Here is an 18,023-nt window from a genome sequence, read left to right as displayed (position 1 = left end):
GCCCGGTTACATTTCGAACCCGGAAGCTAAGCCTTTCAGCGCCGATGGTACTGCAGGGGGGACCCTGTGGGAGAGTAGGACGCCGCCGAACAATCTTTCAAAGGACCCTTGGTCCCAGCGTTCACGCTGGGACCAAGGGTCCTTTTGTTTTTCCGACTTTGCCGAAGCGCGGCCCACCCGTGGTTGCGCGAGAATGACTGCGGTACCCCGAAGACAGGAGTCACACCCATGTCCACCAACTCTCCCGACGGACGTCCGGAGCGCGAGCCGAGGCGGCGCGACGGCGACGGCGACAGGGGCGGCTACCGCGGGGGCCGTGACGACCGGTCCGGCGGCGGCTTCCGTCGCGACGACCGCGGCGGCCGGCCTGCCGGCGACCGCGGCGGGTTCCGCCGTGACGACCGTCCCTCCGGCGGCTACCGTCGGGACGACGACCGTGGCGGAGACCGCGGTGGCGACCGTGGTGGGTACCGCGGCCGCGATGACCGTGGCGGCGACCGCGGCGGGTTCCGTGGCGGTGACCGTCCCTCGGGCGGGTTCCGTCGCGACGACCGCGGTGGCGACCGCCCCTCCTTCCGTCGTGACGAGCGGGGTGGCGACCGTCCCCCGTTCCGCCGCGAGGGTGGATTCGACCGTCGGGACGACCGCCCGTCGTTCCGCCGTGACGACGAGCGGGGCGGCGACCGTGGCGGGTACCGCGGCCGCGACGACCGCGGTGGCGACCGCGGTGGGTTCCGTCGGGACGACCGTCCGTCCGGTGGGTTCCGCCGTGACGACCGTGGTGGCGACCGTCCGGCCTTCCGCCGTGACGACGAGCGTGGTGGGCGTCCGGGTGGCGACCGCGGTGGGTTCCGTCGCGACGACCGTCCCTCGGGCGGCTTCCGCCGTGACGACGAGCGCGGTGGCGACCGTGGCGGGTTCCGTCGCGACGACCGTCGGGACGAGCGCGGTGGCGACCGTGGCGGGTTCCGTCGCGACGACCGGCCTTCCGGCGGCTTCCGCCGTGACGACGAGCGTGGTGGGCGTCCCGGTGGCGACCGCGGTGGGTTCCGTCGGGACGACCGTCCGTCCGGTGGGTTCCGCCGTGACGACCGTGGTGGCGACCGTCCGGCCTTCCGCCGTGACGACGAGCGTGGTGGGCGTCCGGGTGGCGACCGCGGTGGGTTCCGTCGGGACGACCGTCCGTCCGGTGGGTTCCGCCGTGACGACGAGCGCGGTGGCGACCGTCCCTCCTTCCGTCGGGACGACCGTCGGGACGACCGCGGTGGCGACCGTGGCGGGTTCCGTCGCGACGACCGTCCCTCGGGCGGGTTCCGCCGCGACGACCGGCCTTCCGGCGGCTTCCGCCGTGACGACGAGCGCGGTGGGCGTCCGGGTGGCGACCGCGGTGGTGACCGCGGTGGGTTCCGCCGCGACGACCGTCCCTCGGGCGGGTTCCGCCGCGACGACGACCGTGGTGGGTACCGCGGCCGGGACGACCGCCGGGACGACCGTGGGGGCGACCGCGGTGGGTTCCGCCGTGACGACCGGCGCGATGACCGCGGTGGCGACCGCGGCGGGTACCGCGGGCGCGACGACCGCGGTGGTTACGGGCGCCGTGACGACCGGGACCGGGACTTCCGCGACCGCGACCGCGAGCCGGTCAAGCGGCTGCCGATCGACGAGGACGTCACGGGCGACGAGATCGACGGTGACGTGCGCCAGGAGCTCATGAGCCTGCCCAAGGGGCTGGCCGAGGAGGTCTCGCGCAACCTGGTCATGGTCGCCCGGCTGATCGACGAGGAGCCCGAGCAGGCGTACGCGTACTCGCGCATCGCCCTGCGGCTCGCCTCCCGCGTCGCCGCCGTCCGCGAGGCCGCCGGCTTCGCGGCGTACGCCACGCAGAAGTACAGCGAGGCCCTCGCCGAGTTCCGTGCCGCGCGCCGGATGACCGGTTCGGTCGAGCTGTGGCCCGTCATGGCCGACTGCGAGCGCGGTCTGGGCCGTCCCGAACGTGCGCTCGCGATGGCCGGCGAGCCCGAGGTGCAGAAGCTGGACAAGGCCGGGCAGGTCGAGATGCGGCTCGTCGCCGCCGGCGCCCGCCGGGACATGGGGCAGCTCGACGCCGCCATCGTGACCCTGCAGAGCCCCGAGCTGGCCTCCAGCGCCGTCCACCCCTGGACCGCGCGCCTGCGCTACGCGTACGCCGACGCGCTCCTCGCGGCCGACCGCGAGGACGAGGCCCGCGAGTGGTTCGGCAAGACCATCGAGGCCGACAAGGACGGGGCGACCGACGCCTCCGACCGGCTCGCGGAGCTCGACGGCGTCGAGTTCGTCGACGCCATGGACGCGCACCTCGAGGACGAGGAGCTCGACTCCGCGCCCCGCGGGGAGCACGGTGCCGAAGACGTCGACGGCGATGAGCTCGACGGCGACGACCTCGACGGTGACGACGACGCGCAGGACCCCGCCGAGGTGGCGGCGGCCGAGGCCGCCGGCGACGTCGCCGAGTACTACGACGAGGACGACGAGGAGTACGAGTCCGAGTCGGCCTTCCGCAGCGAGGGCGACTCGCGGGCCTGAGGCCTGTGAGATGAAGTGACGTAGGCGAAGGGCGGTATCCCACCGGGGATACCGCCCTTCGTCGTGTACGGGGCTGCCGGGGCCCGCCGCGGGCTCAGTCCACGCTGCGCAGGACCAGGCCGGTGGCCGGCTTGGGGCCGAACGAGGTGGACTTGCGGGGCATCGTGACCCCCTGGCGGGCCAGGTCCAGGACCACGTCCTCGCGGACCGGGTGCATCAGGACGGCCGTACCGCCGTTGCGTCCGGCCATCTCCACCGTCGCCGCGGTGTCGTGGATGTAGGCGATGTGCTCGGGGGAGTCCGGGACCTGCCAGAGGGCGTCGATCAGGGTGGCGTGCAGGACGGTCGCGTCCAGGCGGCGCCAGGCCTCGGGCCGGTCCCGGCGGACCGTGCGCTCGATCAGCTCCGGGTCCGGGTCGGTGACCAGGTGGTAGGTGCCGTCACCGGTGAGCAGGAAGGCGTTGCCCCCGTCGGCGGCGGTGGCGAGTTCGGCCATGGCGCGGTCCAGGGGGCCGTCGACCGGGCGGACGCGGAAGGAGCCGGCCAGGGCGGCGACGGCCTCGGGGACGGGCAGCCGGCGCAGCATCCGGTGGATCGCGCGGACCTGGAGGGGGTAGCGGACCGTGTCCACGAGCAGGACCAGGCCGAAGTCCCACCCGCTCGGCCGCGGCTGCTCGGACTGCAGCCGCAGGTACGTCGCCCAGCGGTGGTGGCCGTCGGCGATCAGGGCCTGGCGGCGGGACAGGTCGGCGGTGACGGTCGCCAGGTCGGCGGGGTCGGTGATGGACCAGAGCCGGTGGGTGAACCCGTCCTCGGTGGTGGTCGACAGGAGGGGGGCGCGGCGGGCGGTCTCCTCGACCACGGCGCCCGCGCCGGCGCCGTCGCCGCGGTAGGTGAGGAGCAGGGGCTCCAGGTTGGCGTGGGTGGCGCGCATCAGCCCGGCCCGGTCGGTGACCACGTGCGGCATCACGTCCTCGTGGGGGAGGACGATGCCCGCGGCGGCCTCGGAGAGGGCCAGGGCGCCGATGAGGCCCCGCTGCAGGAGGTCGCCGCGCTGCTGCTCGTACACGTACAGCGCGGGCTCGGGGTCGCGGCGCAGGACGCCCTCGGCGAGCCAGTCGTGCAGGGTGCGGGCGGCCTGGTCGTCGCGGGCGCCGGGGGTGGCGGCCTGCGGGAGGATCAGGCGGACGATGTTGTGCGGGTCCGCCGACTCCAGGTGGTTCAGGCCGTCGGGCCGTACGACGACGTCGTACGGGGGCGAGGTGACGGCGGCGAGGCTGCCGACCCGCTCGGGGACGTAGCGCAGTCCATGGAACGGGATCAGGCGCAGTCCCTGCTCTGCGGGCCGTGAAGTGGTCATTGATGCATGGTAAGTCGCGTCTCGCGATGCGGGATGATCGGGTTTGAGTACCAGACCGGGCTTAATTCATATGAGGAGCGGACAGATGATCCGGGAGATCAGGAACCGGCCCGCGGGCAGCTCTCGCAGCCTCCACCGGGCCTACGACACGGCTCTGCTGGATCTCGACGGGGTGGTCTACGCGGGCGGGCTGGCGATCGCGCACGCGGTGGACTCGCTGCGGGCGGCCCGGGCGGACGGGATGCACCTCGCGTACGTCACCAACAACGCGCTGCGGACCCCGGACGCGGTGGCGGAGCACCTGACCGAGCTGGGGATCCCGACGGCCGCGGCCGAGGTGATCACCTCGGCGCAGGCGGTGGCGCGGCTGATCGCCGACCAGGTGCCGGCGGGGGCGAAGGTGCTCGTGATCGGGGGCGAGGGGCTGCGGGTGGCGCTGCGGGAGCGCGGGCTGGTGCCCGTGGACTCCGCGGACGACTCGCCGGCGGCGGTGGTGCAGGGGTACGGGGGGCCGGAGCTGCCGTGGGGGCGGTTCGCGGAGGCCGCGTACGCCGTGGCGCGCGGGGTGCCGTGGTTCGCGTCGAACACCGATCTGACGATTCCGGGGGCGCGGGGGATCGGGCCGGGCAACGGGGCGGCCGTGGAGGTCGTACGGATCGCGACGGGGGCCGAGCCGCAGGTGGCGGGCAAGCCGCTGCCCCCGATGCACCGGGAGACGATCCTGCGGACCGGGGCCGGGCGGCCGCTGGTGGTCGGGGACCGGCTGGACACGGACATCGAGGGGGCGTTCAACGGGGACGTGGACTCGCTGCTGGTGCTGACGGGGGTGACGGACGCGGCGCAGCTGCTGCGGGCGGAGCCCAGGCACCGGCCGACGTACGTGGACACCGATCTGCGGGGGATGCTGACCGGGCAGCCCGAGGTGGTTCCGGCGGGGGACGGGTTCCGCTGCGGGGGCTGGCGGGCGGCGGCCGGGGACGGCGTACTGGTCCTGGAGCCGGTGGGCGGGGCCGGTGGGGACGGGGTGTCCGGTGGGGCCGGTGCGATGGACGGGCTGCGGGCGCTGTGTGCGGCGGCCTGGACCCGGGCGGGTACGGGCTCCTGCGCGCTGGACGCGGGGAAGGCGCTGGCGCAGCTGGGGCTCTGAGGAGGGAGGACGCCGCGGCCGGGCGGGCGGGCCGCGGCGGCTTCGAAGATCGTTCCGGACGCTCGAACTATCGATTGGGTAGGCTAACCTAACCTGCGTGTTGGTCGAGAGTCCCCCCGAACAGAGCGCCGCGGCCGCTGCCGCGCCGCGCTCCCGCCACGCGGTGCGCGCCGCGGGCCTGCTGGCCGCGCTGGCCCTGCTGGCGGTGATCGCCACCATGAGCATCGCCGTGGGAGCCAAGCCGATGTCGCTGGAGCAGGTCTGGCACGGCCTGTTCCACTACTCCGGCACCGTCACGGACGTGGTCGTGTCCGACGTACGCGTACCGCGGACCCTGCTCGGGCTGCTGGTCGGCGTCGCGCTCGGGCTGTCGGGCGCCGTGATGCAGTCGCTGACGCGCAATCCGCTGGCCGAGCCGGGCCTCCTCGGCATCAACGCGGGCGCGGCGGCCGCCGTGGTCACCGCCATCAGCTTCTTCGGGGCCTCCACGCTCAGCGAGTTCGTCTGGTACGCCTTCGCCGGGGCCGCGGTGGTCTCCGTGGCCGTGTACGTGCTCGGCGGCAGCCGCAGCGCCACGCCGGTGCGGCTCGCGCTGGCGGGTACGGCGGCCAGTGCGGCCCTGGTCGGCTACATCAACGCCGTACAGCTGATGGACAGCAAGGCGCTGGACAAGATGCGCTTCTGGACGGTCGGTTCGCTGGCCTCCGCGAATGTGGAAACGGTCCGGCAGGTGGCGCCCTTCATCGTGGTCGGCGCGGTCCTCGCGCTGTGCCTGGGCCGGCCGCTCAACGCGATGGCCATGGGCGACGACACCGCGCGGGCCCTCGGGGCGAACCTGACGCGCACCCGGCTCACCGCCATGGTCGCCGTCACCCTGCTGTGCGGGGCGGCCACCGCGGCCTGCGGTCCCATCGTCTTCGTCGGCCTGATGATCCCGCACTTCGCGCGGATGGCCACCGGCCCGGACATGCGCTGGCTGCTGGCGTACTCGGCGGTGCTGTCGCCCGTCCTGCTGCTCGGCGCCGACGTGGTCGGGCGGGTCGTGACCCGGCCCGCGGAGCTCCAGGTCGGCATCGTGACCGCGCTGATCGGCGGGCCCGTCTTCATCTACCTGGTACGGCGCAAGAGGATGGCCCAGCTGTGAGCGTGAAACTGCGGGCGGGCAGCCCCCGCAAGCGGACCCTGCGCGCGCCCGGCGGCGTCTCGCTGCGGGCCGAGCCGCGGGCCCTGGCGGCCGGGCTGCTGCTGCTCGCGGCTGCCCTGCTGGCGGCGGTCTTCCTGATCGGCACGGGCGACTACGAGATCGCGCCGGCGGACGTCGTGAAGACCCTGATGGGCAACGGCTACCCGGCCGACGCGTTCATCGTCAACGACCTGCGGCTGCCGCGGGTCCTGGTGGGCCTGCTGGTCGGTGCGGCCCTCGGCATGGCCGGAGCCGTCTTCCAGTCCGTCTCCCGCAACCCCCTCGCCTCCCCCGACATCCTCGGCGTGGGCAACGGCGCGGCGGTCGGCGCGCTCGTGGCCATCGTGCTCTTCCGCGCCGATGCCGCCACCGTGGCCGGCGGGGCGCTGGCGGGCGGTGTGCTGGCCGGTGTGGCGGTGTACGTGTTCGCGTGGAAGCGCGGGGTGCACGGCTACCGGCTCGTCCTCGTCGGCATCGGCTGCTCGGCGATGCTGCTGGCGGCGATCCAGTACCTGCTGACGAAGGCGAAGTTCGTCGACGCGGCCCGCGCCACGGTCTGGCTGACCGGCTCGCTCAGCGGCCGCGACTGGGCCCAGGTGTGGCCGCTGCTGACCACCTGCGCGGTGCTCTTCCCGCTCATCCTCGGCCAGGGCCGGGCCCTGCGGATGATGGAGATGGGCGACGACGCCGCGTACGCGCTGGGGGTGAAGGTCGAGCGGACCCGGATGCTGCTGATGCTCGCCGCGGTCCTGCTGACCACGGCGGCGAGCGCCGCCGCCGGCCCGATCGCCTTCGTCGCGCTGGCGGCCCCGCAGCTGGCCCGGCGGCTCACCCGCTCGCCCGGCTCCAACCTGGTCGCCTCGGCGCTCATGGGGGCCGTCCTGCTGCTGGCGTCCGACTGGGCGGCGCAGCGGGCCTTCGGGGCGGACCAGCTGCCGGTGGGAGTGGTGACCGGCCTCGTCGGCGGCCTCTACCTGCTGTGGCTGCTGGTGACCGAGCGGAAGGCGGGGCGGCTCTGATGGCGGCATCCACACACGGTTCGACCGGCATGACTGGTACCACTGGTACGACGGGTTCAAGGAGTACGGAAGTGCAGCGGCTCACCGCGGAGAACGTCACCCTCGGCTACGACCAGCGGGTCATCGCGGAGAACCTGTCGGTGGAGATCCCCGACAACTCCTTCACCGTGATCGTCGGCCCCAACGCCTGCGGCAAGTCCACCCTGCTGCGCGCCCTCTCGCGGATGCTCAAGCCCGCCGCGGGCCGGGTGCTGCTCGACGGGCAGGCGATCGGCTCGCTGCCCGCGAAGAAGGTCGCCAAGACCCTCGGGCTGCTGCCCCAGTCCTCGATCGCGCCGGACGGCATCACCGTCTCCGACCTGGTCTCGCGCGGGCGCTACCCGCACCAGGGCCTGCTGCGGCAGTGGTCCCCGGAGGACGAGCGGATCGTGCAGGAGTCCATGGCCGCCACCGGGGTGGCCGAACTGGCCGACCGCGCCGTGGACGAGCTGTCGGGCGGCCAGCGCCAGCGCGTGTGGATCGCGATGTCCCTCGCCCAGCAGACTCCGCTGCTGCTGCTCGACGAGCCGACCACCTACCTCGACATCCAGCACCAGATCGACGTCCTCGACCTGTGCGCCGGTCTGCACGAGGAGCAGGGGCGCACCCTGGTCGCCGTGCTCCACGACCTCAACCACGCCGCCCGCTACGCCACCCACCTGATCGCGCTGCGCGCGGGTCGGGTGGTCGCGCAGGGGCCGCCGTCCGAGATCGTGACCGCGGAGCTGGTCGAGGAGGTCTTCGGGCTGCGCTGCCAGGTCATCGAGGACCCCGAGACCGGGACCCCGCTGGTGGTCCCGGCGGCGCGGAAGGTCCGTACGAAGGCCGCTGCTGCGGGTGCCGCGGCCACGGCCTGAGGCCGTCCCGCGATCCGGCGCGGGCGGCCTCCGGGAGGTACGGCCTCCGGGAGGTTCGGCCTCCCGGAACGGCCGGCTTCTGGAACGGACGGCTTCTGTTGACGGCCTAGAGCAGCTTCCGCAGCCGCAGCAGGTCGCGGAAGCCCGCCTCCAGCCGGATCCGGCCGGAGGCCCAGGCGCGGGCGAAGTCGAGCCGCCCGCCGACCAGGGCCAGCAGGTCGTCGCCCGCCATCGCGAGCCGGACGTCGGCCTTGGCGGCGGGCGGGCCGGGCTCGGTGGCGTCCACCCGGATCCGCCCGCCGGCCAGCCGGCCGCGGAAGGTGGTGTCCAGGTCCGTGATGTGGCAGCTGAGCGAGCGGTCCAGGGCGATCGCGCCGCGGACCTCGCCGTCGGCGCGCGCCATGCTGTCGGAGAGCGTGTCGAGTGCGGCGCGGCACTCTTCGATCGTGGCCATGGTGCTGCCGACCGTACCGCAGGGCGCGGGGTGTGCGGGCGCGGGCTGCCGGGGCGCTTCGCGGTAGCGTCGTGGCATGAGCGACTCCCCGCCCGACCCCGCCGGGCCCGTGTCCGTCCCGGCTCCGGAATCCGCGCCGGGCCCCGGTCCCGTACGGGAACCCGTACCGGACCCCGCACCGGCGGCCGCGCGCCCGCTCGGGCTGCTGCGCACCCCCACCGGGCGGCCCGAGGTCGACGCCCGGCTGGAGCGGCTGGCCGATGCGGACCACCTCCCGGCGGACGCCCACCCCGATGTGTATGAGGATGTACACCGGGGCCTGCGCGAAGTGCTGGACGCGCTGGACGCGGACCCCGCCTCTGGTCCGTACGAAAACAGGAGCTGAACCGAACGTGGCAGGAGTGGCACGCCGCCGCCTGGACGCCGAACTGGTGCGCCGCAAGATGGCCCGCTCGCGGGAGCACGCGGCCCAGCTGATCGCCGCGGGCCGCGTGACCGTCGGCGGGGCCACCGCGACCAAGGCCGCCACCCAGGTCGAGACGAGCGCCGCACTCGTCGTCCTCAAGGACGACAGCGACCCCGACTACGTCTCCCGCGGCGGCCACAAGCTCGCCGGGGCGCTGGCGGCCTTCATCCCCAGGGGGCTGGCGGTCGAGGGGCGCCGGGCGCTGGACGCCGGGGCTTCGACGGGCGGGTTCACCGACGTGCTGCTGCGCTCGGGCGCCGGGCACGTGGTCGCGGTGGACGTCGGGTACGGGCAGCTGGCCTGGTCGCTCCAGAGCGACGCACGGGTCACGGTCAAGGACCGCACGAACGTCCGTGAACTGACGCTGGAGCAGATCGACGGCCTGCCCGTCGACCTGGTCGTCGGCGACCTCTCCTTCATCTCCATCGGGCTGGTCCTGCCCGCCCTGGTGCGCTGCACCGCGCCCGGGGCCGACCTGGTCCTCATGGTGAAACCGCAGTTCGAGGTCGGCAAGGACCGGCTCGGCAGCGGCGGCGTGGTGCGCAGCGCCGAGCTGCGCGCCGAGGCCGTGCGCGACGTGGCGCGCAGCGCGGCGGGGCTCGGGCTCGGCGTCCTCGGGGTCACCGCCAGTCCGCTGCCCGGCCCCTCCGGGAACGTCGAGTACTTTCTTTGGCTGCGGGCGGGGGCACCGGCGCTCGACCCGGCAGACGTGGACCGTGCAGTGGCGGAGGGGCCGCAGTGACGACTTCAGTGACAGGGGAAGGCGGGGAGGCGGCGGCACGCACCGTCTTCCTCCTCGCGCACACCGGCAGGCCGGCGGCGATCCGCAGCGCCGAACTGGTGGTCAAGGGGCTGCTGCGCTGCGGCATCGGCGTACGGGTCCTGGAGCACGAGGCGGCGGACCTGCCGCTGCCGGACAGCCCCGGCAGCGTGGAGCTGGTCGGGGACACCGGGCCCGGGGTGCTCGACGGGTGCGAGCTGCTGATCGTGCTCGGCGGGGACGGCACGCTGCTGCGCGGCGCGGAGTACGCGCGGGCCTCCGGCGTGCCGATGCTGGGCGTCAACCTGGGCCGGGTCGGCTTCCTCGCCGAGGCCGAGCGGGACGACCTCGACAAGGTCGTGGACCGGGTGGTGTCGCGCTCGTACGAGGTCGAGGAGCGGATGACCCTCGACGTGGTCGTCCGGACCAACGGCGACGTGCTGCACACCGACTGGGCGCTCAACGAGGCCGCCGTGCAGAAGGTGTCGCCCGAGCGGATGCTCGAGGTGGTCCTGGAGATCGACGGGCGGCCGGTGACCGGGTTCGGCTGCGACGGGATCGTCTGCGCGACCCCGACGGGCTCCACGGCGTACGCGTTCTCGGCGGGCGGTCCGGTGGTGTGGCCGGAGGTCGAGGCCCTGCTGATGGTGCCGATCAGCGCGCACGCGCTGTTCGCGAAGCCGCTGGTGACCTCGCCGGACTCGGTGCTCGCCGTCGAGGTGCAGACGGGCACCCCGCACGGGGTGCTGTGGTGCGACGGGCGCCGGATGCTGGAGCTGCCCGCGGGGGCCCGCGTGGAGGTCCGGCGGGGCGCGGTGCCGGTGCGGCTGGCGCGGCTGCACCACGCCTCGTTCACGGACCGGCTGGTGGCGAAGTTCGCCCTGCCGGTGTCGGGGTGGCGGGGCGCGCCGCACTGAGCCGGGCGGGGCGGGCGCGGGGTGCCGGGCGCGGCCGTGCTCCGGTGCGGTGGTCGGTGCCGGGTGTGCCGTGCCGGGTGCTCTGCGTCCGGCCGTCCGTGTCCGGTGGTCCGTGTCCGGGGTTCTGCGTCCGGTGTTCGGGCCGTTCGGTGAAGGTCACCCCGTGGGGGCGCGTGGCACCGGTGAAACCTCGGTATGGTCTTGGGCGTGCTTGAGGAGATGCGGATACGGTCGCTCGGGGTCATCGACGACGCGGTGGTGGAGCTGTCGCCCGGCTTCACCGCGGTGACCGGCGAGACCGGTGCGGGCAAGACGATGGTGGTCACCAGCCTCGGCCTGCTGCTCGGCGGCCGGGCCGACCCGGCGCTCGTGCGGGTCGGGGCCAAGGCCGCCGTGGTCGAGGGCCGCATCGTCGTGCGCGCCGACGCCCCCGCCGCGCTGCGGGCCGAGGAGGCGGGCGCCGAGCTCGACGAGGGCACGCTGCTGATCAGCCGTACCGTCTCCGCCGAGGGCCGCTCCCGGGCGCACCTGGGGGGCCGGTCGGTGCCCGTGGGGCTGCTCGGCGAGCTGGCCGACGACCTGGTCGCCGTGCACGGCCAGACCGACCAGCAGGGCCTGCTGCGGCCCGCCCGGCAGCGGCAGGCCCTGGACCGGTACGCCGGCGATGCCGTGGCCGTACCGCTGGAGAAGTACACCGCCGCGTACCGGCGGCTGCGGGCCGTCGCGGGCGAACTGGAGACGATCACCACCCGGGCCCGGGAGCGGGCCCAGGAGGCCGACCTGCTGCGCTTCGGGCTCGACGAGGTCGCCGCCGTCGAACCGCGCGCCGGGGAGGACGAGGAGCTCGCCGCGGAGGCGGAGCGGCTCGGCCACGCCGAGTCCCTGGCCTCCGCCGCCGTGCTCGCGCACGCCGCCCTCGCGGGCAATCCGGAGGACCCGGAGGGCGTGGACGCGGGCACCCTGGTCGCCGGTGCGCACCGGGCGCTGGAGGCCGTACGGGCCTACGATCCGGTGCTCGGCGGGCTCGCGGAGCGCATCGGGGAGCTCGGGATCCTGCTCGCGGACGTGGCCGGGGAGCTCGCCGGGTACGCCGACGACCTCGACGCCGACCCGCTGCGGCTGGCCGCGGTGGAGGAGCGGCGGGCCGCCCTGAACCACCTGGTCCGCAAGTACGGCGTGGACGCCGGGACCGGCGGGCAGGCCGGGCAGGCCGGGGCTCCGACCGGCATCGCCGGGGTGCTGGCCTGGGCCGAGCGGGGTGCGGCGCGGCTGACGGAGCTGGACGGGGACGACGACCGGATCGGGGAGCTGACCGCGGAGCGCGACGGGCTGCGGCGGGAACTGTCCGGTCTGGCCCAGGCCCTGACGGACGCGCGGGCCGAGGCCGCGGAGCGGTTCGCCTCGGCCGTGACGGCCGAGCTGGCCTCGCTGGCGATGCCGCACGCGCGCGTGACCATCGACATCCGGCAGGCCGGGGTCGACGATCCGGCCGACGGGGTCGAGGTCGGCGGGCGGCCGGTGGCGTACGGGCCGACGGGTGCGGACGAGGTCGAGCTGCTGCTCGCCCCGCACCCGGGCGCGCAGCCGCGGCCGATCGCCAAGGGCGCTTCGGGCGGTGAGCTCTCGCGGGTGATGCTGGCGGTCGAGGTGGTCTTCGCGGGCTCGGACCCGGTGCCGACGTACCTGTTCGACGAGGTCGACGCGGGGGTCGGCGGCAAGGCCGCGGTGGAGGTGGGCCGGCGGCTGGCGAAGCTCGCCAAGTCCGCGCAGGTCGTGGTCGTCACGCACCTTCCGCAGGTCGCGGCCTTCGCCGACCGGCAGCTGCTGGTGGAGAAGACGAACGACGGGTCGGTGACGCGCAGCGGCGTCACGGTCCTGGAGGGCGAGGACCGGGTCAGGGAGCTGTCCCGGATGCTCGCGGGCCAGGAGGACTCGCAGACCGCGCGGGCCCATGCGGAGGAACTGCTGGCGGCGGCGCGGGCGGACGCGTAGGGCGCGCGGGCCCGGGCCCGGGCGCGTGGCCGCGGGCGGTGGCCGCGGGCGGTGGGTGGTGGGCCGGCGTACGGGTGTGTGCGCCGGTCCTGTGCCGTCGGGGGTGCCGACGGCCGCACGGGCTCCGGTTCGCGTCGAGCGTATGGACGAGCCATCCCCCTTGTGGCTGATCCCTGGAGGGGTGTGACGCGTTCCCGCACGGGATCCGCACCCGGACGGACGCGGAACGCGCGTACGGGCTGGCATCCTGGGCCCGTCCCTCCTGCCGGGCCCCCTGCGGGCCCGGCCGGCCCCCGCGGGCCCGTCCCGTCCCGCTTCCCCGCATCCAGGAGCTCCGGCACGTGAGCAGCACAACGGTCCCGCCGTACGGGCGCCCTCCGATGCGTACCGTCCAGGTCCTCGGCGGCGCCGGCGCGGGCAGCACCGCGCACGTCCGCTCGCTCGCGACCGGCCTCGCCGCGCGGGGGGTGCGGGTGACGGTGTGCGCCCCGCCCGAGGCCGAGGGGGAGTACGACTTCACGGGCGCCGGTGCCCAGTTCGCACCCCCGGCCGTGGGCGCCCTGCGGGCCGCGTGCGCGGGCGCGGACATCGTGCACGCCCACGGGCTCCAGGCCGCCCTGCGCGCCGCGCTCGCGCTCGGCGGGCGGCGGGTGCCGCTGGTCGTGACCTGGCACGCCGGTCCGGCGGCCGAGGGGCCGCTCGGCGGGCTGACGCGGCTGCTGGAGCGCCGGGTGGCGCGGGCGGCCGCGGTGGTGCTGGGCACCTCCTCCGACCAGGTGGACCGGGCGCGGCGGCGGGGTGCGCGGGATGCGCGGCTGGCCCCCGTGACCGTACCGGCCGTCCTGCGGGCGGCGGAGCCGGGGCAGGAGTCGAAGGCGCGGGCCGAACTGGGCGCGGTGGAGCGGCCGCTGGTCATCGCGGTCGGCAGCCTCGTGCCGCGGCGGGGGTACGGGGTGCTGCTCGACGCGGCCCGCGGGTGGGCCGCCCTGGATCCCGCGCCGCTGCTGGTCATCGCGGGGGAGGGGCCGCAGCGGGCGGCGCTGTCCCGGCGGATCCTGGCCGAGCGGCTGCCGGTGCGGCTGCTCGGGCGGCGGGAGGACGTGGCGGAACTGCTCGCGGCGGCGGACGTGGCGGTGCTGCCGAGCCGCTGGGAGGCGCGGTCGCTGCTGGCGCAGGAGGCGCTGCGGCTGGGCGTACCGCTGGTGGCGACGGCGGTGGGGGGCGTGCCGGAGCTGGTGGGGGACGCGGCGGTCCTCGTCCCGTACGGGGACGCGGAGGCGCTGGGGGCTGCGGTGGCGGGGCTGCTGGGGGATGCGGGGCGGCGGGCCGGGCTGGCTGCGGCGGGGCCCGTGCAGGCGGCGACGTGGCCGACGGAGGACGACACGGTGGCCCAGGTGCTGGCCGTCTACGACGAGTTGGCGGAGCGGGTGGGGCGGGCCGGGCGTTAGGGCACGCCGCTGCGCGGGGGCCCGTTCCCCGACCCGCCCCTTCCCGACCCCGGGGGCTCCGCCCCAGGACCCCCGCGCCTCAAACGCCGGCGGGGCTGGATCTCGGTCGGCGTGGGTGGGTCGGGTGGGGGCGGGCGGGTGGTTTCGGGGCTCCGCCCCGGGCCCCGCGCCTCAAACGCCGGCGGGGCTGGTTTTCGGTGGCCCGGGTCTGGCCCGGGGTGGCCGGGTTCGTGGCGGCTGCACAGTTCAGGGCACGGGTGCGGTATCCAGCCCGCGCGGCGATTGAGCGCACCGGGCGCGGAGCGTCCGGAACGGGGTGCCGAAGGGTGGGGGGCGGTCTTCGGGGTGGCACCCCTTACGGCTGGGTGTGGCGGCGGGCTCTGAGGGCGAGGCTGAGGGAGAGGACCGACTCCGGGTCGTCCAGGTCGGTGCCGAGGAGTTCCGAGATGCGGGCCAGGCGGTTGTAGAGGGTCTGGCGGTTCAGGTGGAGTTCGCGGGCGGTCTCCGCCTTGCGGCCCGCGTGCGCGAGGTACGTCTCCAGCGTCGGCAGCAGCGCCGGCCGCGAGGACCGGTCGTGGGCGCGCAGCGGGCCGATCGCCCGCTCCACGTACGCCGCCAGGTCCGGGTGCTCCCGCAGCCGCCACAGCAGCAGGTCGATGTCCAGCCGCCGCGCGTCGTACCAGGGCCGCGGCGGCAGGCCCTGCGCGGCGGTCGCGGTCTCCGCGGCGTGCCGCAGCCCGCCGGAGGCCGCGGCCCAGCCGCCGGCCACGCCCACGACGACCACCGGCTGCCCGGTCCCGGCCCGGTCCAGCCCGGCCCGCTCCACCCCGGCCCGCAGCGCCGCCGCGACCCGGTCGGCGACGGCCGCCCGCTCGCTGTCCGTGCGCAGCGCCAGCAGCACCGGTACGCGCCCCTCCACGGGCCGTACGCCCAGCAGCGCGGGCACGCCCACCGCGGCCAGCTCCTCCAGCACGGCGCGCGCCAGCACCGCCCAGTTCCCGGAGGCCCCCAGGTCGGCGGCGAGCCGCATCACCACCGGCAGCAGGGGGCTGTCCTCCGCCGGCCGGAAGCCCAGCACCCGGGCCTGCGCGGGGGCGTCCTCCGCGGCGATCCGGCCCTCGGCCAGGTCGGTCAGGAAGTCCCCGCGGCCCCGGGCCGCGAGCTCCTCCTCCTGCCGGGCCTGCATCAGGACCACCGCCAGCACGCTCGCCGTCCGCTCGGCGGCGATCCGGTGGACCGGCTGGAGCGGTCCGGACACCCCCAGCAGCACCAGCCGGGCCCGGACCGACCCGGTGCCGTGCCCGCCGCCGGGCACGTCCACGAGGACCGCGTTGGCGGGCGGCCCCTCCGCCCGGGCCTCGCGCTGTCCGCGCAGCCCCTCCCAGATCTGCAGCGGGTCCGCGCCGACCTCCCCGGAGCCGCCGTCCGCCGCATAGAGGAGCTGGCCGTCCGGGGTCTCCAGGAAGACCGGGTTCGCCGTGAACCCGGCCAGGATGCGCAGCACCTGGGGGATGCCCCCGCCGCCCAGCAGGGCCTCCGTACAGCGCCGGTGGACCTCCTCGGCCCGCTGGAGCAGCGCGTAGTGCCCGTTGACGATCTCGGTGTGGACCTCCTCGGTCACCGCGACGAACGGCACCTCCCGGTGCAGCTGCACCAGCGGCAGCCCCGCCGCCCGCGCCGTCTCCACGATGGTCGCCGGCAGCCGCGTGAACCGCGGCCCCAGCTCGACGACGAGCGCGGCGATGCCCCGGTCGGCGAGCCGGCGTACGAAGGCCCGCTGCTCGGCCGGCCGGGTGCCCAGGCCCAGCCCGGTGGTCAGCAGCAGCTCGCCGCCCTTGAGGAGCGAGGCGATGTTCGGCACCTCGCCCGCGTGCACCCAGCGGACGGTCCGACCGAGCCGGTCGGCTCCGGCCACGACCTCTGGAAGTCCGCTGCGCAGTCCCGGCAGCTCAAGCGCGCGCTGAACGGTGATCCCGCCCTGGTTGTCCATATCGCGGACGGTACCGGCCCCTCCGTTCCGTGCACATCACCCGGGGGTTACGGCCGGTCACACGCGCCCGTACACCCCGACAACTCGTCGCCTCTACAAGGCGATTATCGGACTCCGCGTCGATTGTGGCCTGCGTCACGCGGGTCCAGAGTGGGCCCCCGCTCCACCCCGGGTACACCGCACGAACGGAAGAGGACGGAAAATGCCGTCGAGTTCATCCAGTTCAGCCCGTCCCACCCCCCAGGTCCAGCGCCTGAAGGCGAACTCCGTCGGTCTCGTCGGCGTCGTCTTCATGGCGGTCGCCACCGCCGCCCCCATCACCGCGATGACCGGCAACCTCCCCATCGCCGTCGGCTTCGGCAACGGCACGGGAGCCCCCGCCGGATACCTCTTCGCCACCCTCGTCCTGACCGTCTTCGCCGTCGGGTACGTGGCCATGGCCAAGCGGATCACGGCCGCGGGGGCCTTCTACGGCTACATCTCGCACGGCCTCGGCCGGATCGCCGGCATGGCCTCCGGCATGCTCGCCGTCCTCGCGTACATCGTCTTCGAGGCCTCGATCGTCGGCGTGTTCGCCTACTTCGCCAAGACCACCGTCCGCGACCAGCTGGGCGCCGACCTCCCCTGGATCCTGTACGCGGCCGCCATGCTGGCCGTCACCGCGGTCCTCGCGCACTTCGACATCAACCTCACCGCCAAGGCCCTCGGCATCATGCTCGTCGCCGAGATCGCCGTGCTCTTCGCCGTCGCCTTCGCCGTCCTCCTCGCGGGCGGCGGCCCCGACGGGATCCCCCTCGAGCCCGTCAACCCGAAGAACGCCTTCACGGGCGCCTCCGCCGGCCTCGGCCTCTTCTTCGCCTTCTGGTCCTGGGTCGGCTTCGAGTCCACCGCGATGTACGGGGAGGAGTCCCGCGACCCCAAGCGGGTCATCCCCCGGGCCACCCTCGTCTCCGTGGTCGGCGTGGGCCTCTTCTACATCTTCGTGTCCTGGATGGCCATCTCCGGCAACGGCCTGGCCAAGTCCGTGGAGCTGTCCGCCTCCGCGAACCCCCTCGACCTGTTCTTCGCCCCCACCCAGGCCTTCATCGGCGCCTGGGCCGTCGACGCCTTCCAGTGGCTGCTGCTCACCGGCTCCTTCGCCTGCGGCATGGCCTTCCACCAGTGCGCCGCCCGCTACCTCTACGCCATCGGCCGCGAGGGCTTCCTGCACCCCGCCCTCGGCCGCACCCACGCACGGCACGGCTCCCCGTACGTGGCCTCGGTCGCCCAGACCGCGATCGCGGTGGCCCTCGTCGGCGGGTTCTGGCTCACCGGCCAGGACCCGTACATCCACCTCTACACGCTGCTCGCCATCCTCGGCACCATGGCGATCCTCATCGTCCAGACCCTGTGCTCCTTCGCCGTCATCGGGTACTTCCGCAGGAACCACCCGGAGGACCGGCACTGGTTCCGGACCCTGACCGCCCCGCTCCTCGGCGGGATCGGCATGAGCGCGGTCGTGGTCCTGCTCGTGGTCAACATGGAGACCGCCGCCGGCCTGGCCGCCGACTCGCTCTTCTTCAAGCTGATCCCCTGGACCGTCGCCCTCGTCTTCCTCGGCGGCCTCGGCCTCGGCCTGTGGCTCAAGGCCAGGGATCCCGAGCGGTACGCGCTCATCGGCCGGATCGTCCTGGAGGACTCCGCGGAGCGCACCGACAGCCACACGGAGACCACCCGTCAGACCAGCACCACCCGTCACACCGGCACGGACAGTGCCACCAGCACGGAGAGCACCGACAGCACCGAAGGCACCTCCCCCTCCGCCGTCACCGCCCCGTAGGAGCCACCGC

At 75.0% G+C, this 18,023-nt stretch carries 15 protein-coding genes and 1 rRNA gene; 13 read left to right on the top strand and 3 right to left on the bottom strand.

All coding sequences use genetic code 11. The features are described from left to right. The 3 genes from rrf to ACZ7JZ_RS23590 all read left to right on the top strand — a co-directional run. Positions 1–91: ribosomal RNA gene (gene rrf, locus ACZ7JZ_RS23600) — 5S ribosomal RNA — on the top strand; the annotation flags it as partial. A 225-nt stretch (positions 92–316) separates the two neighbouring features. Then, a complete protein-coding gene (locus ACZ7JZ_RS23595) occupies positions 317–1,714 on the top strand; it encodes a hypothetical protein (RefSeq protein ID WP_470942562.1) in 1,398 nt (465 codons plus the stop codon). Continuing rightward, the gene (locus tag ACZ7JZ_RS23590; protein WP_470942561.1) at positions 1,696–2,562 is read left to right on the top strand and encodes a tetratricopeptide repeat protein; all 867 of its coding nucleotides are present in this window, start codon (positions 1,696–1,698) and stop codon (positions 2,560–2,562) included. Before ACZ7JZ_RS23595 ends, ACZ7JZ_RS23590 begins: the two co-directional genes overlap by 19 nt. 94 nt (positions 2,563–2,656) lie before the next feature. Here ACZ7JZ_RS23590 and ACZ7JZ_RS23585 read toward each other — a convergent pair whose 3' ends face one another. After that, positions 2,657–3,922 carry a DUF1015 family protein gene (locus ACZ7JZ_RS23585; RefSeq protein ID WP_470942559.1) on the bottom strand — a complete coding sequence of 422 codons (1,266 nt, stop codon included), beginning with the start codon at positions 3,920–3,922 and terminating at the stop codon, positions 2,657–2,659. An 85-nt stretch (positions 3,923–4,007) separates the two neighbouring features. Here ACZ7JZ_RS23585 and ACZ7JZ_RS23580 point away from each other — a divergent pair, with 85 nt between their 5' ends. The 4 genes from ACZ7JZ_RS23580 to ACZ7JZ_RS23565 all read left to right on the top strand — a co-directional run bounded on the left by ACZ7JZ_RS23580 (position 4,008) and on the right by ACZ7JZ_RS23565 (position 8,167). Then, the gene (locus tag ACZ7JZ_RS23580; protein WP_470942557.1) at positions 4,008–5,069 is read left to right on the top strand and encodes an HAD hydrolase-like protein; all 1,062 of its coding nucleotides are present in this window, start codon (positions 4,008–4,010) and stop codon (positions 5,067–5,069) included. A gap of 97 nt (positions 5,070–5,166) precedes the next feature. Further along, positions 5,167–6,213, top strand: coding sequence for a FecCD family ABC transporter permease (locus ACZ7JZ_RS23575; protein ID WP_470942555.1), 1,047 nt, complete (start codon positions 5,167–5,169; stop codon positions 6,211–6,213). After that, complete coding sequence (locus ACZ7JZ_RS23570; RefSeq protein ID WP_470942554.1) at positions 6,210–7,271, top strand: FecCD family ABC transporter permease; 1,062 nt, start codon at positions 6,210–6,212, stop codon at positions 7,269–7,271. The genes ACZ7JZ_RS23575 and ACZ7JZ_RS23570 overlap by 4 nt, the downstream gene beginning before the upstream one ends. Positions 7,272–7,300: 29 nt before the next feature. Further along, positions 7,301–8,167 carry an ABC transporter ATP-binding protein gene (locus ACZ7JZ_RS23565; protein WP_470942552.1) on the top strand — a complete coding sequence of 289 codons (867 nt, stop codon included), beginning with the start codon at positions 7,301–7,303 and terminating at the stop codon, positions 8,165–8,167. 106 nt (positions 8,168–8,273) lie between these two features. Here ACZ7JZ_RS23565 and ACZ7JZ_RS23560 read toward each other — a convergent pair whose 3' ends face one another. Beyond that, a complete protein-coding gene (locus ACZ7JZ_RS23560) occupies positions 8,274–8,621 on the bottom strand; it encodes an SCP2 sterol-binding domain-containing protein (protein ID WP_470942578.1) in 348 nt (115 codons plus the stop codon). A 76-nt stretch (positions 8,622–8,697) separates the two neighbouring features. Between ACZ7JZ_RS23560 and ACZ7JZ_RS23555 the strand changes: the two genes are divergently transcribed. From ACZ7JZ_RS23555 to ACZ7JZ_RS23535, 5 genes are all read left to right on the top strand, one after another. Beyond that, a complete protein-coding gene (locus ACZ7JZ_RS23555) occupies positions 8,698–9,006 on the top strand; it encodes a hypothetical protein (RefSeq protein WP_470942550.1) in 309 nt (102 codons plus the stop codon). 7 nt (positions 9,007–9,013) lie between these two features. Next, entirely contained in the window at positions 9,014–9,829 is an 816-nt protein-coding gene (locus ACZ7JZ_RS23550) for a TlyA family RNA methyltransferase (protein ID WP_470942547.1), read from the top strand. Continuing rightward, entirely contained in the window at positions 9,826–10,764 is a 939-nt protein-coding gene (locus ACZ7JZ_RS23545) for an NAD kinase (RefSeq protein WP_470942545.1), read from the top strand. The genes ACZ7JZ_RS23550 and ACZ7JZ_RS23545 overlap by 4 nt, the downstream gene beginning before the upstream one ends. 195 nt (positions 10,765–10,959) lie before the next feature. Next, positions 10,960–12,756, top strand: a complete 1,797-nt coding sequence (gene recN, locus ACZ7JZ_RS23540) for a DNA repair protein RecN (RefSeq protein ID WP_470942543.1) — start codon at positions 10,960–10,962, stop codon at positions 12,754–12,756. A gap of 380 nt (positions 12,757–13,136) precedes the next feature. Further along, positions 13,137–14,204, top strand: coding sequence for a glycosyltransferase family 4 protein (locus tag ACZ7JZ_RS23535; protein ID WP_470942575.1), 1,068 nt, complete (start codon positions 13,137–13,139; stop codon positions 14,202–14,204). 355 nt (positions 14,205–14,559) lie between these two features. Here the strand turns inward: ACZ7JZ_RS23535 and ACZ7JZ_RS23530 are convergent, their stop codons facing one another. After that, positions 14,560–16,194: a PucR family transcriptional regulator gene (locus ACZ7JZ_RS23530; protein ID WP_470942540.1), complete on the bottom strand. Its 1,635-nt coding sequence runs from the start codon at positions 16,192–16,194 to the stop codon at positions 14,560–14,562. A gap of 202 nt (positions 16,195–16,396) precedes the next feature. On the opposite strand from ACZ7JZ_RS23530, the gene ACZ7JZ_RS23525 reads away from it, so the two are divergent. After that, positions 16,397–18,013 carry an APC family permease gene (locus ACZ7JZ_RS23525; RefSeq protein WP_470942537.1) on the top strand — a complete coding sequence of 539 codons (1,617 nt, stop codon included), beginning with the start codon at positions 16,397–16,399 and terminating at the stop codon, positions 18,011–18,013. Positions 18,014–18,023: the final 10 nt, after the last annotated feature.

It is taken from the genome of Streptomyces sp. NPDC038213, from assembly GCF_055600495.1.
The sequence above is the reverse complement of the archived record's forward strand: the minus strand, read 5'-3'. Positions and strand labels throughout refer to the sequence as shown.

Coding starts and splice junctions, on each gene's coding strand:
- ACZ7JZ_RS23585 (WP_470942559.1), bottom strand. CDS start 3,922: ATGACCACTTCACGGCCCGCAGAGCAGGGACTGCGCCTGATCCCGTTC.
- ACZ7JZ_RS23580 (WP_470942557.1), top strand. CDS start 4,008: ATGATCCGGGAGATCAGGAACCGGCCCGCGGGCAGCTCTCGCAGCCTC.
- ACZ7JZ_RS23565 (WP_470942552.1), top strand. CDS start 7,301: ATGACTGGTACCACTGGTACGACGGGTTCAAGGAGTACGGAAGTGCAG.
- ACZ7JZ_RS23560 (WP_470942578.1), bottom strand. CDS start 8,621: ATGGCCACGATCGAAGAGTGCCGCGCCGCACTCGACACGCTCTCCGAC.
- ACZ7JZ_RS23555 (WP_470942550.1), top strand. CDS start 8,698: ATGAGCGACTCCCCGCCCGACCCCGCCGGGCCCGTGTCCGTCCCGGCT.
- recN (WP_470942543.1), top strand. CDS start 10,960: ATGGTCTTGGGCGTGCTTGAGGAGATGCGGATACGGTCGCTCGGGGTC.
- ACZ7JZ_RS23535 (WP_470942575.1), top strand. CDS start 13,137: ATGCGTACCGTCCAGGTCCTCGGCGGCGCCGGCGCGGGCAGCACCGCG.
- ACZ7JZ_RS23530 (WP_470942540.1), bottom strand. CDS start 16,194: ATGGACAACCAGGGCGGGATCACCGTTCAGCGCGCGCTTGAGCTGCCG.
- ACZ7JZ_RS23525 (WP_470942537.1), top strand. CDS start 16,397: ATGCCGTCGAGTTCATCCAGTTCAGCCCGTCCCACCCCCCAGGTCCAG.